The organism is Novosphingobium sp. (genome assembly GCF_036820275.1).
Taxonomy (GTDB): domain Bacteria; phylum Pseudomonadota; class Alphaproteobacteria; order Sphingomonadales; family Sphingomonadaceae; genus Novosphingobium.
This window is the reverse complement of the sequence record NZ_DAISLT010000006.1, coordinates 102,439-118,569: the sequence shown is the minus strand read 5'-3', so window position 1 is coordinate 118,569 and position 16,131 is coordinate 102,439. Positions and strand designations below refer to the sequence as shown.

Annotated in this window: 16 protein-coding genes; 7 read left to right on the top strand and 9 right to left on the bottom strand. The window is 65.2% G+C overall.

The features are described 5' to 3' along the window. The first annotated feature begins 44 nt into the window (after nucleotides 1–44). Nucleotides 45–338, top strand: a complete 294-nt coding sequence (locus tag V7066_RS07065; RefSeq protein ID WP_334182361.1) for an HNH endonuclease — start codon at nucleotides 45–47, stop codon at nucleotides 336–338. A 96-nt stretch (nucleotides 339–434) separates the two neighbouring features. Here V7066_RS07065 and V7066_RS07060 read toward each other — a convergent pair whose 3' ends face one another. The 5 genes from V7066_RS07060 to V7066_RS07040 all read right to left on the bottom strand — a co-directional run bounded on the left by V7066_RS07060 (nucleotide 435) and on the right by V7066_RS07040 (nucleotide 5,257). Further along, nucleotides 435–689 carry an ATP synthase F1 subunit epsilon gene (locus V7066_RS07060; protein WP_086490360.1) on the bottom strand — a complete coding sequence of 85 codons (255 nt, stop codon included), beginning with the start codon at nucleotides 687–689 and terminating at the stop codon, nucleotides 435–437. A 6-nt stretch (nucleotides 690–695) separates the two neighbouring features. Then, nucleotides 696–2,153 (bottom strand): F0F1 ATP synthase subunit beta, encoded by a 1,458-nt coding sequence (atpD, locus tag V7066_RS07055; protein ID WP_334182360.1) that lies wholly within the window; start codon nucleotides 2,151–2,153, stop codon nucleotides 696–698. A 24-nt stretch (nucleotides 2,154–2,177) separates the two neighbouring features. Further along, nucleotides 2,178–3,059 carry a F0F1 ATP synthase subunit gamma gene (locus tag V7066_RS07050; RefSeq protein WP_334182359.1) on the bottom strand — a complete coding sequence of 294 codons (882 nt, stop codon included), beginning with the start codon at nucleotides 3,057–3,059 and terminating at the stop codon, nucleotides 2,178–2,180. A 100-nt stretch (nucleotides 3,060–3,159) separates the two neighbouring features. Then, on the bottom strand, nucleotides 3,160–4,689 hold the full coding sequence (gene atpA / locus V7066_RS07045; RefSeq protein ID WP_334182358.1) for a F0F1 ATP synthase subunit alpha: 1,530 nt from the start codon (nucleotides 4,687–4,689) through the stop codon (nucleotides 3,160–3,162). 13 nt (nucleotides 4,690–4,702) lie between these two features. Next, nucleotides 4,703–5,257, bottom strand: coding sequence for a F0F1 ATP synthase subunit delta (locus tag V7066_RS07040; RefSeq protein WP_334182357.1), 555 nt, complete (start codon nucleotides 5,255–5,257; stop codon nucleotides 4,703–4,705). 228 nt (nucleotides 5,258–5,485) lie between these two features. Between V7066_RS07040 and ada the strand changes: the two genes are divergently transcribed. Further along, a complete protein-coding gene (gene ada / locus V7066_RS07035) occupies nucleotides 5,486–6,634 on the top strand; it encodes a bifunctional DNA-binding transcriptional regulator/O6-methylguanine-DNA methyltransferase Ada (protein WP_442947309.1) in 1,149 nt (382 codons plus the stop codon). A gap of 28 nt (nucleotides 6,635–6,662) precedes the next feature. Here ada and V7066_RS07030 read toward each other — a convergent pair whose 3' ends face one another. Then, a complete protein-coding gene (locus tag V7066_RS07030) occupies nucleotides 6,663–8,828 on the bottom strand; it encodes a primosomal protein N' (RefSeq protein ID WP_334182356.1) in 2,166 nt (721 codons plus the stop codon). 81 nt (nucleotides 8,829–8,909) lie between these two features. On the opposite strand from V7066_RS07030, the gene V7066_RS07025 reads away from it, so the two are divergent. The 4 genes from V7066_RS07025 (at nucleotide 8,910) to cysS (ending at nucleotide 13,818) form a co-directional block, all read left to right on the top strand. Next, nucleotides 8,910–9,617, top strand: a complete 708-nt coding sequence (locus V7066_RS07025) for a DUF4197 domain-containing protein (RefSeq protein WP_334182355.1) — start codon at nucleotides 8,910–8,912, stop codon at nucleotides 9,615–9,617. 112 nt (nucleotides 9,618–9,729) lie between these two features. Beyond that, nucleotides 9,730–10,380: a fructose-6-phosphate aldolase gene (gene fsa, locus V7066_RS07020; protein ID WP_132263009.1), complete on the top strand. Its 651-nt coding sequence runs from the start codon at nucleotides 9,730–9,732 to the stop codon at nucleotides 10,378–10,380. A 90-nt stretch (nucleotides 10,381–10,470) separates the two neighbouring features. Next, entirely contained in the window at nucleotides 10,471–12,285 is a 1,815-nt protein-coding gene (gene cobT / locus V7066_RS07015) for a cobaltochelatase subunit CobT (RefSeq protein ID WP_334182354.1), read from the top strand. Nucleotides 12,286–12,366: 81 nt separating this feature from the next. After that, nucleotides 12,367–13,818 (top strand): cysteine--tRNA ligase, encoded by a 1,452-nt coding sequence (gene cysS, locus V7066_RS07010; RefSeq protein WP_334182353.1) that lies wholly within the window; start codon nucleotides 12,367–12,369, stop codon nucleotides 13,816–13,818. Between the two features lie 43 nt (nucleotides 13,819–13,861). Here the strand turns inward: cysS and V7066_RS07005 are convergent, their stop codons facing one another. Continuing rightward, nucleotides 13,862–14,266, bottom strand: coding sequence for a DUF3224 domain-containing protein (locus V7066_RS07005; RefSeq protein ID WP_334182352.1), 405 nt, complete (start codon nucleotides 14,264–14,266; stop codon nucleotides 13,862–13,864). A gap of 265 nt (nucleotides 14,267–14,531) precedes the next feature. Between V7066_RS07005 and V7066_RS07000 the strand changes: the two genes are divergently transcribed. Continuing rightward, on the top strand, nucleotides 14,532–15,470 hold the full coding sequence (locus tag V7066_RS07000) for a D-2-hydroxyacid dehydrogenase (RefSeq protein ID WP_334182351.1): 939 nt from the start codon (nucleotides 14,532–14,534) through the stop codon (nucleotides 15,468–15,470). A 48-nt stretch (nucleotides 15,471–15,518) separates the two neighbouring features. On the opposite strand, the gene V7066_RS06995 is transcribed toward V7066_RS07000, so the two are convergent. Next, nucleotides 15,519–15,914, bottom strand: coding sequence for a hypothetical protein (locus V7066_RS06995; protein ID WP_334182350.1), 396 nt, complete (start codon nucleotides 15,912–15,914; stop codon nucleotides 15,519–15,521). Continuing rightward, nucleotides 15,904–16,092, bottom strand: coding sequence for a hypothetical protein (locus V7066_RS06990; protein ID WP_334182349.1), 189 nt, complete (start codon nucleotides 16,090–16,092; stop codon nucleotides 15,904–15,906). Before V7066_RS06990 ends, V7066_RS06995 begins: the two co-directional genes overlap by 11 nt. Nucleotides 16,093–16,131: the final 39 nt, after the last annotated feature.

Here is a 16,131-nt window from a genome sequence, read left to right as displayed (position 1 = left end):
TGGGGGGCTAATGGCGAGAAGTCTGGAGCGGAGAGCGAAGACAGGTGAAGACCGGCGAAACGCCTGATGAGACGAGAACCTGTTGGCTTTGCGCAAGGCCGCTTGGACGGAAGGTGGAATGGCACCACCCCGTGCCGAAAAGCCGTGGCGGTCGCACGGTCGTGCCGCTTCATCCGATCTGCCACCGCACCATCCATGCGACTTTCACCAATGCCGAACTGGCGCGAATGCCTGCGGCTGCGGAAGTGCTGCTGGAAAAAGAAGAAATCCGGCGCTTCGTGCAGTGGGTGGGAAGCAAGCCACCGGATTTCCATGCGCCGACTGCGCGACGGAAGTGAGCTTGGCCGACGAATGCGAGCAGCCTAAACGAAAAGGGCGCCGCCGGACTTGCCGGCGACGCCCTTTCGAATGCGATCCGCGAGGATCAGTGTGCGTCAGCCCACGTGCTCCGCGAGCACGGTCAGGCCCTTGTCGCCCACTTCGGCGAAACCGCCGGTGATGCGGATCTCTTCCGGGGCCGCGCCGTCGGTCTTGTAGACCTTGAGCGCGCCGTCGGCGATCGTCGACATGAAGGGCGCGTGGCCCTCCAGCACGCCGAACTCGCCTTCGGTGCCGGGGACGACCACCATGTGGACGTCTTCCGAGCGGACGAGCTTGGCCGGCGTGACGAGTTCGAAGTGCAGAGCCATGATCGATTACGCCTCTTCGGCCAGCTTCTTGGCCTTTTCGACCGCTTCATCGATGCCGCCGACCATGTAGAAGGCTGCTTCCGGAAGGTGGTCGTACTCGCCTTCGACGACGGCCTTGAACGACTTCACGGTGTCTTCGAGCTGGACGAACTTGCCCGAAATGCCGGTGAAGACTTCCGCGACGTGGAACGGCTGCGACAGGAACTTCTGGATCTTGCGGGCGCGGGCGACGGTGAGCTTATCTTCTTCCGAAAGCTCGTCCATGCCCAGGATCGCGATGATGTCCTGAAGCGACTTGTACTTCTGCAGGGTTTCCTGAACCTTGCGAGCGGTCTCGTAGTGCTCGGCGCCGACGACGCGGGGCTCAAGGACGCGCGAGGTCGAGTCGAGCGGGTCGACGGCCGGGTAGATGCCCAGTTCCGAGATGGCGCGGTTCAGCGTGGTCGTTGCGTCCAAGTGGGCGAACGAAGCGGCCGGTGCCGGGTCGGTAAGGTCGTCCGCGGGAACGTAGATCGCCTGAACCGAGGTGATTGAACCCTTGGTGGTCGAGGTGATGCGTTCCTGCAGCTGGCCCATGTCGGTGGCGAGGGTCGGCTGATAGCCCACGGCCGAAGGAATACGGCCGAGCAGAGCCGACACTTCCGCGCCCGCCTGGGTGAAGCGGAAGATGTTGTCGACGAAGAACAGAACGTCCTGGCCTTCCTGGTCGCGGAAGTACTCGGCCATGGTCAGGCCCGAGAGAGCGACGCGAGCGCGGGCGCCCGGCGGTTCGTTCATCTGGCCGAACACGAGAGCAACCTTCGAACCGTCCGAGGTGGCGTTGCCTTCGGCGTCCTTGGCGATAACGCCGGCGTCGAGGAACTCGTGGTAGAGGTCGTTGCCTTCACGGGTACGTTCACCGACGCCCGCGAAGACCGAGACGCCGCCGTGGCCCTTGGCGATGTTGTTGATCAGTTCCTGGATGAGAACCGTCTTGCCCACGCCGGCGCCGCCGAACAGGCCGATCTTGCCGCCCTTGGCGTAAGGCGCGAGAAGGTCGATGACCTTGATGCCGGTGACCAGGATCGAGGCTTCGGTCGACTGGTCGATGAAGGCCGGGGCTTCGGCGTGGATCGGGGCGAACATGTCCGAACCGACGGGACCACGCTCGTCGATCGGGTCGCCGACGACGTTCATGATGCGGCCGAGGGTCTTCGGGCCGACGGGGACCGAGATCTGCTTGCCGGTGTTGGCGACGGGCTGACCGCGGGTCAGGCCATCGGTGCCGTCCATGGCGATGGTGCGGACGGTGTTCTCACCGAGGTGCTGCGCGACTTCGAGAACCAGCTTCTGGCCGTTGTTCTCGGTCTCGAGCGCGGTGAGGATCGCCGGCAGTTCGCCTTCGAAGGTGACGTCGACGACGGCGCCGATGATCTGGCTGATCTTGCCAGTGGCGGTCAGGTTTAGCACGGGTGCGGTGGCCATTTTGGTTTCCTTGCCTGCGGTTACTTACAGCGCTTCCGCGCCAGCAATGATTTCAACGAGTTCAGTCGTAATCGCGGCCTGACGGCTGCGGTTGTACTGGATGGTCAGCTTCTTGATCAGGTCGCCCGCATTGCGCGTCGCGTTGTCCATCGCGGTCATCGACGCACCCTGTTCGGAGGCGGCGTTTTCCAGGAGGGCACCGAAGAGCTGCGTGCGCAGGTAGCGCGGCAGCAGCGCGGCGAGGATTTCTTCCTCTTCCGGCTCGTATTCGGTCACCGCATCGGCGGCAGCCGTAGCGGCAACGGCCTTCGGCGCGGGAACGGGGATGATCTGCTGGTCGGTCGGTTCCTGCAGCAGGGCCGAACGGAACTTCGAGTAGAACAGGTGTGCCACGTCGAACTTGCCGGCCTCGTAGAGGGCGACGAGTTCGTTGGCGACGCGTTCCGCTTCGTTGAAGCCGGGGTCACGCACGTCGGTGGTGTCGAACATGTGCGCGATCTGCTTCGGGAACTCGCGGCGCAGCGGCGCGCGGCCCTTGCGACCCACGAGGTAGAACAGAACGGTCTTGCCCTGTGCTTCCAGTTCCTTCGCCTTGACACGCGCGGCCTTGACGATGTTCGAGTTGAACGCGCCGCACAGACCCTTGTCCGAGTTCGCGACGACGAGCAGGTGCACCTTGTCGCTACCCGTGCCGGCGAGCAGCTTGGGGCTGTTCTCGCTGACCGTGATCTTGCTCGCGAGCGAGCCCATCACTTCGGCGAGGCGGGCAGCGTAGGGACGCGCGGACTCTGCGGCGGCCTGCGCCTTGCGCAGCTTGGCCGCAGCGACCATCTGCTTGGCCTTGGTGATCTTCTGGGTCGACTTGACCGAGTTGATGCGGCCTTTGAGTTCCTTGAGCGAAGCCACTCAATTTTCTCCATTCGTCATCCCAGCGAAAGCTGGGACCGTTGGCAACCAAGCGAAGCCTGGCCGAGAGCGACCCCGGCTTGCGCCGGGGCGGCCCAGATCAGGCGAACTGCTTGGCGAAGGCGTCGAGCGCAGCCTTGGTCTTCGCCTTGGCGTCGTTCCCGAAGTCCTTGGTCGTGCGGATCAGTTCGAGGACGTCGGCATGCTGTTCGTGCATGAAGTCGAGCATTTCGGCTTCGTACTCGGTGACCTTCGAAACCGGCAGGGCGTCGAGGTAGCCGTTGGTGCCGGCGAAGATCGACACGGTCTGCTCTTCGAACTTCAGCGGCGAGAACTGCTTCTGCTTGAGCAGTTCGGTCAGGCGCGCACCGCGGTTGAGAAGCTTCTGGGTCGAGGCGTCGAGGTCCGAACCGAACTGCGCGAAGGCAGCCATTTCACGGTACTGAGCCAGCTCCAGCTTGATCGAGCCGGCAACCTTCTTCATCGCCTTGGTCTGGGCCGAACCGCCGACGCGCGACACCGACAGACCCACGTTGATGGCCGGACGGATGCCCTGGTAGAACAGGCCGGTTTCAAGGAAGATCTGGCCGTCGGTGATCGAGATCACGTTGGTCGGAATGTAGGCAGAAACGTCGCCGGCCTGCGTTTCGATGATCGGAAGCGCGGTGAGCGAGCCGTTGCCGTTCTCGTCGTTCATCTTCGCGGCGCGCTCCAGCAGGCGGCTGTGGAGATAGAACACGTCGCCCGGATAGGCTTCGCGGCCCGGAGGACGACGCAGCAGCAGCGACATCTGGCGGTAGGCGACGGCCTGCTTGGAAAGGTCGTCATACACGATCACGGCGTGCATGCCGTTGTCGCGGAAGAACTCGCCCATGGCAGCGCCGGTGTAGGGCGCGAGGTACTGCAGCGGAGCCGGTTCCGAAGCGGTGGCGGCGATGACGATGGAGTATTCCATCGCGCCGTTCTCTTCGAGCTGGCGCACGATCTGCGCGACGGTCGAGCGCTTCTGGCCGACAGCGACGTAGATGCAGTAGAGCTTCTTGCCTTCGTCGTCGCCCGCGTTCGCTTCCTTCTGGTTGATGAAGGTGTCGATCGCGACGGCGGTCTTGCCGGTCTGGCGGTCACCGATGATCAGCTCGCGCTGGCCGCGGCCCACGGGAACCAGGGCGTCGATCGCCTTCAGGCCGGTCTGCACGGGTTCGTGCACCGACTTGCGCGGGATGATGCCGGGAGCCTTGGCTTCGACGCGGGCGCGCTTTTCGGCGACGATCGGGCCCTTGCCGTCGATCGGGTTGCCGAGGGCGTCCACCACGCGGCCGAGCAGGCCCTTGCCGACGGGAACGTCGACGATGGTGTTGGTGCGCTTGACGCTGTCGCCTTCGCGGATTTCGGCGTCCGAGCCGAAGATCACGACGCCGACGTTGTCAGCTTCGAGGTTGAGGGCCATGCCCTGAACGCCGTTGGCGAATTCGACCATTTCGCCGGCCTGAACCTTGTCGAGGCCGTGGATGCGGGCGATGCCGTCACCGACCGACAGAACCGAGCCGACTTCGGAAACCTGGGCTTCGGTGCCGAAGCTGGCGATCTGGTCCTTGATGACCTTCGAGATTTCTGCTGCGCGGATATCCATTGTTCTGCCTTTCTTAGCCCTTCATGGCCTGGGCGAGCGAATTGAGACGAGTGCGGATCGAGCTGTCGATACGCTTGGACCCGATGGTGACGACGAGGCCGCCGAGCAGGTCGGGGTCGACGCTGGTCCTGACCTTGACCTTGCGGCCCTCGCGCAGTTCCAACTTCTGGCGCAGTTCCTCGACCTGCTGGTCGGTCAGCGCGTGAGCGGACGTGACTTCGGCGGTCGATTCGCCGCGCTGGGCGGCCGCGATCGAAGCGAAGGCGCGAATGATCTCGGGCAGGGCGGCCAGGCGGCGGTTGCCGGCCAGAACGCCCAGGAAGTTCTTGGTCAGCGGCGCGAGGCCGAGGACATCGGCAACGGCGTCGATAGCCGCACCGGCAGCCTTGCGGCTGACTTCGGGGTTGCGAATCAGCTCGGCCAGATCGGCGCTTTCGCTGATGGCGAGGGCGATCTTGTCGAGGTCGGATTCGACCGTCGTTACGATGCCGTTCTCGCTGGCAAGATCAAACAGCGCCGAAGCGTAGCGTCCTTGCAAGCTGGCCTTGATGCCGCCGGAATTCTCCACGCGTGTCCTATCCTTACATCGGGTGGGCTGGGACACTTTGGGGCGCACGACAATGACGTGCCCCCCGGCCCGCAGACGGGGCGCGCATAGCGACGATAGTGTCATGATGCAAGCTGCGGGAGACGGCTTGGGGACAATGCTCGGGAAAGCGCTTTAAAAGCAAGGGGCGGGAAGTATCGCCCAAGCGGCTGTTGCAAGGTCATGACAAAGGATTGAACGGAGTTTGCCATGACCTGTCGAATCAGCGATGTCTTCCAGCCGCTTCATACCGCCAATGCGATATATGGTGGGAAGGCGATCGGAACCGTGCCGGAAGAGGTGCAGCGGAGAGGGATTGTGAACGGGATCGAGACCGGCGTGAGCGATGAACGGGCCTGGCAGGCGGTTGAGGCGCGCGACCGCACGTTCGACGGGCGCTTCGTCACCGGCGTGCTGACCACGGGCATCTATTGCCGCCCGTCCTGCTCGGCGCGGCATCCCCGGCGTGAGAACGTGCGCTTCTTCACCGACGCAGGCGCAGCAGAGCAGTTCGGCCTGCGCGCCTGCCTGCGCTGCCGCCCGAACGACGTTTCGCGGGACGAGGAGGCCGTCGCCGCCGCACTGCGGATGTTGGATGCGGGCGAGGAGAAGGCGCCGGGCCTGGCCGAACTGGCCGAGGCGGTGGGGTATAGTCCCACCCATTTCCAGCGGGTGTTCAAGCGTTCGGTGGGTCTTTCGCCCTCAGAGTATCTGCGCGCGAAGCGCGTCGAGCGGGCCGGAGATGCGATGAGCGGCGGCGCCAGCGTGACCGAGGCGATCTACGAGGCCGGGTTCGGCGCGAGTTCGCGGTTCTATGAGGCCAGCGAAGGCAGGCTGGGTATGGCGCCCTCCGCCTGGCGCAATGGCGGACGGGGGGTGGCGATCCACTGGGCGGTCGTGCCGACCAGTCTCGGCCGGATGCTCGTTGCGGCGACGGAGAAGGGCGTCTGTCGCCTCTCGTTCGATGAGGGGCGCGAAGAACTGGCTGCGCGGTTCCCGCAAGCGGAACTGATCGAGGGCGGCGAGGCGTTCGAGAGCCTGCTCGAAAGCGTCGTGGCGGCGGTCGAGCAGCCGGGGCAGTCGCGTGCGATCCCGCTCGATGTGCAGGGTACCGCCTTCCAGGAAGCGGTCTGGCGCGAGTTGCAGCGCATTCCTCCCGGCGAGACCCGCAGCTATGCCCAGATCGCGGCGGCGGTCGGCAAGCCGGGCGCGGTGCGCGCGGCGGGGTCGGCCAACGGCGCGAACAATGTCGCAGTGCTGATCCCCTGCCACCGGGTGGTCCGTTCCGACGGCACGATCGGCGGTTATGCCTATGGCGAGGCGATCAAGCGGGAATTGCTGAAGCGCGAGCGGGAGTAAGCGCAGGGCGACATCGATCCCAATTCATTCAAACGAACGAATAGGGGTCGATGTCGATATTCACCCGCACCCCGCGCGGGAACTGAAGCGGCTTCAGCCACTCCCGCAGGGTCTTCTGCAATTCCGCCGAGCGACGTGCATTGATGAGCAGGCGGAAGCGGTGGCGCCCGCGTAGCAGGGAGAGCGGGGCGGGAGCCGGGCCGAGCACCAGCATGTCGGGATGGTTGGGCGCGGTGCCGCCGATGGCGCGAGCGGCGGCCTTGGCTTCCGCCTGATCCTCCGAGGAGACGATGATCGCTGCCCAGCGTCCGAAAGGCGGGGCGTTGGCATCGCGCCGGGCCTCGATTTCGGCGGCGTAGAAGGCGTCACGGTCTCCGGCGGCCAGCGCCGAGATCACTGAGGCTTCCGGATGACGCGTCTGGATCAGCACCTCGCCGGGTTTCTCGCCGCGACCGGCACGTCCGGCGACCTGCGCGACTTGCTGATAGGTCCGCTCCGCCGCCCGCAAGTCGCCGCCTTCGAGGCCGAGGTCGGCATCGACCACGCCCACGAGCGTGAGGTCCGGGAAGTGATAGCCCTTGGTGACGAGCTGGGTGCCGACGATCACGTCGATCGCCTTGCCCTCGGCCTTGGCGACGAACTCGCCGACCGCCTCTGCGGTGTTCATGGTGTCTGAGGTGACGAGGGCGACGCGGGCTTCGGGCAGGATTTCCGCCACTTCGTCGGCAATGCGCTCGACGCCGGGACCGCAGGCGACGAGGCAATCGCCGGTGCCGCACTCCGGGCAAGCATCCGGCACCGGGACTTCATGGCCGCAATGGTGGCAGGCCAGCCGCTGAGAGAAGCGGTGCTCCACCAGCCAGGCCGTGCAGTTCGGGCACTGGAAGCGGTAGCCGCAGTGGCGGCAGAGCGTCAGCGGCGCATAGCCACGGCGGTTGAGGAACAGCAGCGACTGTTCGCCGCGCGCCAGCCGTGCCTTCATCTCCTCGACGAGGCGCGGGGCGAGCCACTTGCCGCGCTCCGGCGCTTCCTGACGCAAGTCGAGGATCTTGATGTCCGGCAATTGCGCGCCGCCGAAGCGAGAGGGCAGGTCGATCTTGCGATAGACCCCGGCCTCGGCCAGCTGCATCGATTCCAGCGCCGGGGTGGCACTGGCCAGCACGACCGGGATCGCCTCGAACTTGGCGCGCATCACCGCCACGTCGCGGGCATTGTAGCGCACGCCGTCGTCCTGCTTGAACGAGATTTCGTGGGCCTCGTCGACGACGATCAGGCCGAGGTTCGCGTAAGGCAGGAACAGCGCCGAGCGGGCGCCGACCACCACTTGCGCCTCGCCCGCCCCGATCGCGCGCCAGGCGCGGCGGCGCTCGCTGGACTTGAGCGAGGAGTGCCAGAGGATCGGCGGCACGCCGAAGCGATGCTCGAAACGGCGCAGGAAGTTCTCGGTGAGGGCGATCTCGGGCAGCAGCACGAGGACCTGCCGCCCCAGCCGCAGGGCCTCCGCCACGGCCTCGAAGTAGGTCTCGGTTTTGCCCGAGCCGGTCACGCCGTCGAGAAGGAAAGGCGCGAACTTGTGGGCTTTCACGGCCTCGACGAAGATGTCGGCCGCCGCTTGCTGGCCTTCGGAAAGCGTAGGCTGGGCGTGTTCGGGCCGGGCAGGGGGATAGCGGCGGTCGAGATCGACCACGACCGGCTCCAGCAGTCCGGCGCCGACCATGCCGCGCAGCACGCCTTCCGAGACCGAGGCTAGTTCGGCGAGTTCCTTGATCGAGGCCTGCTCGCCCTGGAGCGCATCGAGCGCGGCCGCGCGCTGCGGGGTGAGGCGCGCGGGTTCCTGTCCGGTCAGGCGGTATTCGGTGGTCGTGCCGCCGCCGCGCAGCGCTGCCATGCTGCCCAGCGCCATGCGCGCCACCGAGGACAGCGAGGCGCAGTAGTAGTCGGCGGTCCATTCGATCAGGCGGCGCAGGCGCTCGGGCAATGGCGGGACCGGCAGTGCTTCCAGCAGCGGGCGCAGCTTGGATTCCGGCACGTCCTGCGCGCTCAGGCGATCGGGTTCCCAGACGATGCCCAGCACTTGCCGGGGGCCGAGCGGCGCAATCACAACGGAGCCGAATTCTATCGCCATGCCCTCGGGGACGCGGTAGTCGAGGACGCCAAGTGCGGCGTTGAAGACAAGGATTCGGACGCGTTTCATGTGGGTTGCATATAGGCACTGCTGCCTGGGGGCGTGAAGGAGTTGATAATGGTGAACTGGGGAACAGGGGATAATTCGGCAGTGGCGGCTGAGAATGACGGTGCAGAAACCGGTGCTGACTGGAGCCGTCGCGGGGTTCTCATGGGCCTGCTCGCTACGGGTGTGTTGATGCTTCCGGGATGTTCCACCCTCGCCGGTTCGGGCAGTTCGGCCAGCGCCGATCCGGTCCGCCGCCTCATGCGCACATCCTCGGAGCGTGCCTTTGCATGGCTGGGGCAGCCCGAAGGTTTCTGGACCAGCCCGGTGGCGCGCATCCCGATGCCGGTGCTGTTCGGCCGTCCGGGCCGGACCACCACCGGCGTGCTCAAGTCGAAGGCTTTCCGCGACAAGCTCCAGTACCAGCTCAACCTCTTCGCCACGCCCGGCGCGCGCGCGGCGGGGCCGCTGGTACTCAAGACCGTGCAGAGCGTGGCGATCCCCAACCCCGGCGAAGTCCTGACCGGCGGCAATACCGCCGCGACCACGCTGCTGCGACGGGCCATGGGTCCGGCGCTCGTCAACGCCATGATCCCCGAGATCGAGCGCGCCATCAACGAGGCTCAGGACTCCACGCTGAACCAGGCGATCGCCGCGCTGAAGGGCGTGACGGTGCAGGACACCGCCCATGCCCTTGCGCTCGATGCCGACAACGGCATCTGGTACGAGATCGGCGCGGCCGAGGCGGCGATCCGTCAGGACCCGGCGGAAACGGGCGATGCGGTGCTGATCGGTGCGCTGAAGAAGGGCTGATTCGGCAGGCCGAGGGAAGGGTAGCGGGGACGGGCGCGCTTCCCTATAGGGAGCGCCAGAATCGACGGGCACCGAATGCCCGTCGGCACCCCCGCACCACAGGAACCGCGCCATGAAGTTCTTCGTCGACACCGCCGACACCAACGACATCGCCGATCTCGCCGCCACCGGCCTGCTCGACGGCGTTACCACCAACCCCTCGCTGATCGCCAAGTCCGGCCGCGACTTCCTGGAAGTCACCAAGGAAATCTGCGGTCTCGTCGATGGTCCGGTCAGCGCCGAAGTCGTTGCGCTTGACCATGAAGGCATGATGCGCGAGGCCGAAATCCTCCGCAAGATCGCCGACAACGTCTGCATCAAGGTGCCGCTGACGATCGACGGTCTCAAGACCTGCAAGAAGCTGACTTCGGACGGCACGCTCGTCAACGTCACGCTCTGCTTCTCGGCCAACCAGGCCCTGCTGGCCGCCAAGGCCGGCGCCAGCTTCGTCTCGCCCTTCGTCGGCCGCCATGACGACAACGGCTTCGACGGCATGGATCTGATCCGCGACATCCGCCTGATCTACGACAACTACGCCTTCGAGACCGAGATCCTCGCGGCCTCGATCCGCCACCCCGTCCACGTTCTGGAATGCGCCCGCATCGGCGCCGACGTCGCGACGATGCCGCCGGCGGTCATCAAGAACCTCGTGAAGCATGTCCTGACCGACAAGGGCATCGAAGGCTTCATGGCCGACTGGGCCAAGACCGGCCAGTCGCTCTGATGATAGAGGGCACCGCTCCGGGAGAACCTGGAAGCGGTGCCCGTTTATCCCGGCTTGCACCGGGCGGGCTAAGCCGCCATTGAGCGTGCCATGTCCGAAGAAACTCCCGTCGATCGCTTCAAGCTGGCCCTGACCGGCGCCTCTCGCGCCATTGCGCAGGATGCCGAAGTCGAGGTCAACTGGACCGCCGACGCCCCCAGCTCCACCGGCCAGACCTTCCGCGTGCCGATGCCCGGCCGCTCGATTCCGCAAGCGGCGGTCATGCAGGCGCGCGGCTATGCCGACAGTTTCGCGCTCCGCCTGAAGCACCATAACGACAAGCTGCACATGCGTAACGCTCCGGCCGATCCTTCGGCGCGGGCCTGCTACGACGCGGTCGAGACGGTGCGCTACGAAGCGCTGGGGGCCAATCACTACGAAGGCATGCGCGCGAACCTCGACGCCTCGCTCGAGGCGCGCATCGCCAGCGATCCGATCACCCGCGCGGACAGCCCTGACGGCGTGCCGATCCCGACTGCGCTGGCGCTGCTGCTGCGCGAGCGCCTGACCGGCCAGCCCGTGCCCGAAACCGCGCAGTTCGGTGTCGACATGGTGCGCCGCTGGATCGAATCGAAGGCTGGCGACGATTTCGAGGCGCTCGCCGGTTCCCTCGAAGACCAGAAGGCGTTCCAGAAGCTGTCGCTCGACATGCTCATGCACCTGGAAATGACCCAGGCCGAGCAGATCGAGCAGCCGCCCGAAGAGTCCGAGGACATGGACGGCGACGACGAGACCGAGGAAGACGAGACCGGCGACGAGAGCGGCAAGGAGGAACAATCCACCGAAATGGCCGCGGAACCCTCCAGCGGTCAGGACGAAGGCGAAAGCGAGGCCGAGGGCGAGAACTCGGACGAGATGGAAGACGGCGAAGAGGGCCAGGAAGGCGAAGAGGGCATGATGCCTGTCCGCCCGAACCGCCCCTGGACCGACATTCCCGACAGTTTCGACTACAAGGTCTTCACCGAGGCCTATGACGAGACCGTGGTCGCGTCAGAGCTTTGCGACGACGAAGAACTGACCCGCCTGCGCGCCTATCTGGATGCGCAGCTCAAGGGGCTTCAGGGCGTCGTCACCCGCCTTGCCAACCGGCTCCAGCGCCGCCTCATGGCGCAGCAGAACCGCTCGTGGGACTTCGACCAGGAAGAAGGGCTGCTCGATGCCGCGCGGCTGGCCCGCGTGGTCGTTTCGCCCGGCCAGTCGCTGTCCTACAAGGTCGAGCGCGACGTGGAGTTCAAGGACACCGTCGTCACGCTGCTGCTCGACAATTCCGGCTCGATGCGCGGCCGCCCGATCTCAATTGCGGCAATCAGTGCCGACGTGCTGGCCCGCACGCTGGAGCGCTGCGGCGTGAAGGTCGAGATTCTCGGCTTCACCACCCGCGCCTGGAAGGGCGGGCAGAGCCGCGAGTCCTGGCTGGCGGGCGGGCGTCCGCAACATCCCGGCCGTCTCAATGACTTACGTCACATTATTTACAAGAAGGCTGATGAGCCCTGGCGCCGGGCGCGCAAGAATCTCGGCCTGATGATGCGCGAAGGCCTGCTGAAGGAGAACATCGACGGCGAGGCGCTGCTCTGGGCGCACAACCGCATGCTCGCGCGGCCCGAGGATCGGCGGATCATGATGGTGATCTCCGACGGCGCGCCGGTGGACGATTCGACGCTCTCGGTGAACTCGGCCGGTTATCTGGAAGCGCACTTGCGCCGGGTGATCGAATGGATCGAGGCGAAGTCGCCGATCCAGCTCGTGGCGATCGGCATCGGTCATGACGTGACCCGCTACTACCGCCGCGCCGTGACGATCATGGACGCCGAGCAACTCGGCGGCACGATGATCGAGCAGCTTGCGGGGCTTTTCGAGGAAGAGTGATCGCTTTCAAGGGCTGGTGAACCGCCGGGCGCGTCGCTCATGGCTTGACTGCGCCCGGCTCGTGCCTAATTGCCCTGCGTCATGACCGAGACGCAAAGCCTGACGCTGTTCAACAGCCTGACCCGCCAGCTGGAGCCGTTCCAGCCCGTTCACGCCGGTGAGGCGCGGGTCTACAGCTGCGGGCCGACGGTCTACAACTACCCCCACATCGGCAACATGCGCGCCTATGTCTTCGCGGACATTCTCGGCCGAACGCTGAGCCACAAGGGCTATAAGCTCACTCACGTCATCAACATCACCGACGTTGGCCATCTGACCGATGACGCCGATGCGGGCGAGGACAAGATGGAGAAGATGGCGCGGGCCCAGTCCCAGTCCATCTGGGACATCGCCGCGCACTATACCCAGGCCTACTGGGCAGACATCAAGGCGCTCAACATCCGCCAGCCGGCCAAGTGGTCGATCGCCACCGACTATGTGCCGCAAATGATAGAATTTGCCGAGAAGATCGCGCCAAACCACTGCTATGAATTGGACAGTGGTCTTTACTTCGACGTCACCACGGTCGCCGATTACGGTCGCCTCGCACGCGCCGTGACCGATGAGGGGGAGGGCCGTATCGAAGCCGTCGAAGGCAAGCGCAATGCCGCCGACTTCGCGATCTGGCGCAAGACGCCTGAGGGCGAGAAGCGGCAGATGGAATGGGATTCGCCTTGGGGCCGGGGCGCGCCGGGCTGGCATCTCGAATGCTCGGTGATGTCGGGCGACCTGCTCGGCTTCCCGTTCGACATCCATACCGGCGGCATCGACCACCGCGAGATCCATCACCCCAACGAGATTGCCCAGAATCAGGCATTCTGCTGCACGAATGGTCTCGACTTGGCCTCAAATTCCGGCGCCAAAATATGGATGCACAACAATTTTCTTGTCGAGCGGTCCGGCAAGATGAGCAAGTCCTCGGGTGAGTTCCTGCGTCTGCAATTGCTGATCGACAAGGGCTATCATCCGCTTGGCTACCGCATGATGTGCCTTCAGGCGCACTATCGGTCGGAACTGGAATTCTCGTGGGAAGGCCTCGCGGCCGCGCTGGTGCGGCTCAAGCGCATGATCATCGTGGTCGAACGCCTCGGCGACGTTGAGGCGGGCGACCCGAACCACCCCAAGCTCGCGCCCATGCTCGAAACTTTCGAGAAGGCGATTGGCGACGATCTCAACACGGCCGTCGCGCTGACGGCGCTGGAAGAGGTGTTGGCGGCCAAGAAGGTCGATCCCGCCGCCAAGCGCGCCGTCGTCGAACGGATGGATGCCGTACTGGGCCTCGATTTGTTCGGCACGAGCCGCGCCGATTTGCGCCTCCGCCCCAAGGCCGCTGAGATCACCGAAGCGGAGATCGAGGATGTGCTGGTTCGCCGCAAGGCCGCGCGTGCGGAAAAAGACTTCGCGACCTCGGACGCTCTGCGCGATGAACTCGCCGCCAAGGGTGTCGAGGCGATGGACGGTGATGCGCTCGGTTGGGAATGGAAGCTCGGCTGATTTCCGCCGGGGAGTAATCAGCCGAATTGATTCCTCCCCGGTATCAGAGCTGGTACTCCAGCCAGATCCGGTGCGTGCCGTCTGCGTCTATGGCAATGCCGCCGGAGCCGGAAATTCCAACCAGATCGCGCGTTCCGCTGCCATCCACGATCCGGAACACTTCGTTTTCGCGGCTTCCGCTTTCCGTTGATGCGGAATGGAGGAAATTGAACGAGCCGGATTTTTCGTTCACGGTTCCGTCGAAGCTCTCCATTGCCACATACGTGCCTTTTCCTGCGGCGCGGTCGAACGCTGCGGTAAAGACCGTCTCGGACGTGCCCGTCATCTCGCCCGCGTAGCGCTTCAGCATCGTCGACACGGAGACGGGCAGAGCCGTCTCGATGGATGAACCTGCGCCGATGTCGGCCGGTCGGAAGTTTTCGACCGAGAACGTGGCGAGAGCTTTCATGCATATCTCCGTTCCGACTCTCTCGCTATCGGGAGCGGAGGTCTAGTAATCTCGTTCTCTTATTGTTCCTATTTGGCGCTGTCAAACCGCGAGCCTGACATGGGGCAGTGGGGGGCAAGAACTTGCGATCGGGTGCCTCTCTTGCAGCAGGCGCTATCGCTGCGTCCAAATGCGCAATGGATAGGCGCGAGGCTCGCACTTGCGATTGCCGTTCGCCTTGCCGATCTCTCAAGTCCTGGATTTTGCGCAATTTCGGAGTCTGTCAATGACCATCGCCGTGATCAACGCCAAGTCGCGTGCCTTGCTGGAAGGGCGCCTGCCCGAAGGCATCGAACCGCTCTGGTACGAGGGTGGCGAGCAGCTTCTCGAACTGGCGCCGCGGGCCGAGATCGCCTGGCTGGACCCCGTCTCTCCGGCTTTGGCGGCGGAGTTCATCGCGGCGGCGGACAAGTTGGCCTGGTATACGGCGCTCTCGTCGGGCGTCGATTGGCTCCCTCTGTCGCTGATCGCGGAGCGCGGCATTAAATTGACCAACGGCTCGGGGATTCATGCCCAGTCGGTGGCGGAATATGCGGTGATGGGAATGCTGACGGTCGCGAAGGGTTGGCGCGAGGTCGTGCGGGCGCAGGACCGGCACGAGTGGCTGGCACAGCCTCCCGGCAAGCGCGAACTTCTCGGCTCGAAAGTGCTGGTCGTCGGTGCCGGTGAGATCGGCGGCCGGATCGCGGAGATCCTGCGGGTGTTCGGCGCCGAAGTGACCGGCGTGCGCCGCCGCCCGGGGCCGGACGACCTCGGTTCGGACGACTGGCGCGGCGAACTCGGCCGCTTCGACTGGGTGATCGCGATCGTGCCTTCCACCCCCGAGACGCAGCGCATGTTCGGCAAGGCGGAGTTCGCGGCGATGAAGCCGGGCGCGGTTTTCCTCAATTTCGCACGGGGGACGGTGATCGAGCAGGATGCGCTGCTGGCGGCCATCGATTCGGGACATCTCGGTGGCGCTTTCCTCGACGTGACCGAACCGGAGCCGCTGCCTGCCGACCATCCGCTATGGTTGCGCGAGAATGTCCATATCTCGATGCACCTGGCGGGCCGTGCGCAGGACACCTTGTTCGAGCGGGGGGCGGCGCGCTTTCTTGCCAATCTCGAGCATTTCGTGCGCCAAGAGCCGCTGGAGCACGACGTCGATCTCACCCAGGGGTATTGAATAAGGGGAAGGCAGGACTTCCGCCCTGCCTTCCTGTTTTCCCGCCGATCAGCACTCCTCGAGCAGGAGCAGTTCGAGTTCCAGCCTGAGACACGGCGGCGGTCCGGCGCGGTGATCGGCCTCGGCCACGGTCGCATCCGCGACCAGTTGGCGGGGAATCGCGAACTCGTGCTCTGGCAGGGCCTCGATCAGGCGTTCGCCATCGGCAATGGCGTCCTTGTCGGTGAAGGCGAGGGCCACACTGTGGCGCGACCCGGAAAATGTCGCGCTGTTCCAAGGGCGTTCGGCGTGGCGCAGGAACTCGGCGCGCGGACCGGCAAGCTTGAGAATTTCGGCCAGCAGGAGCAGCCAGGGCCCCCGTAGGAACATCCCCTCTCCAGAGTCGCCCATGGCCTTTCGAGCCGACTGGAGCATCGAGCGGTCGCGGGCAAAATTAACGTGCATGTGGGCTCTCCAGGTAAGTCGTCATGAAAAGTCGGATGCGATCGGCGGTCGGCGCGCGGGGGCGGCGTCCGTTGCGCAAGTCGCCGACAAATCGCGGATCCTGTGCGGCCAGGCGGCCGAACTTCGTCCAGGGCATCCGGGTCAGGCGCAGGAAGCGCTCTATCTGGCGTAGAAGCATGGGACGCGTGGCTCCGACAGTGAGGGAATCGCGATTTGT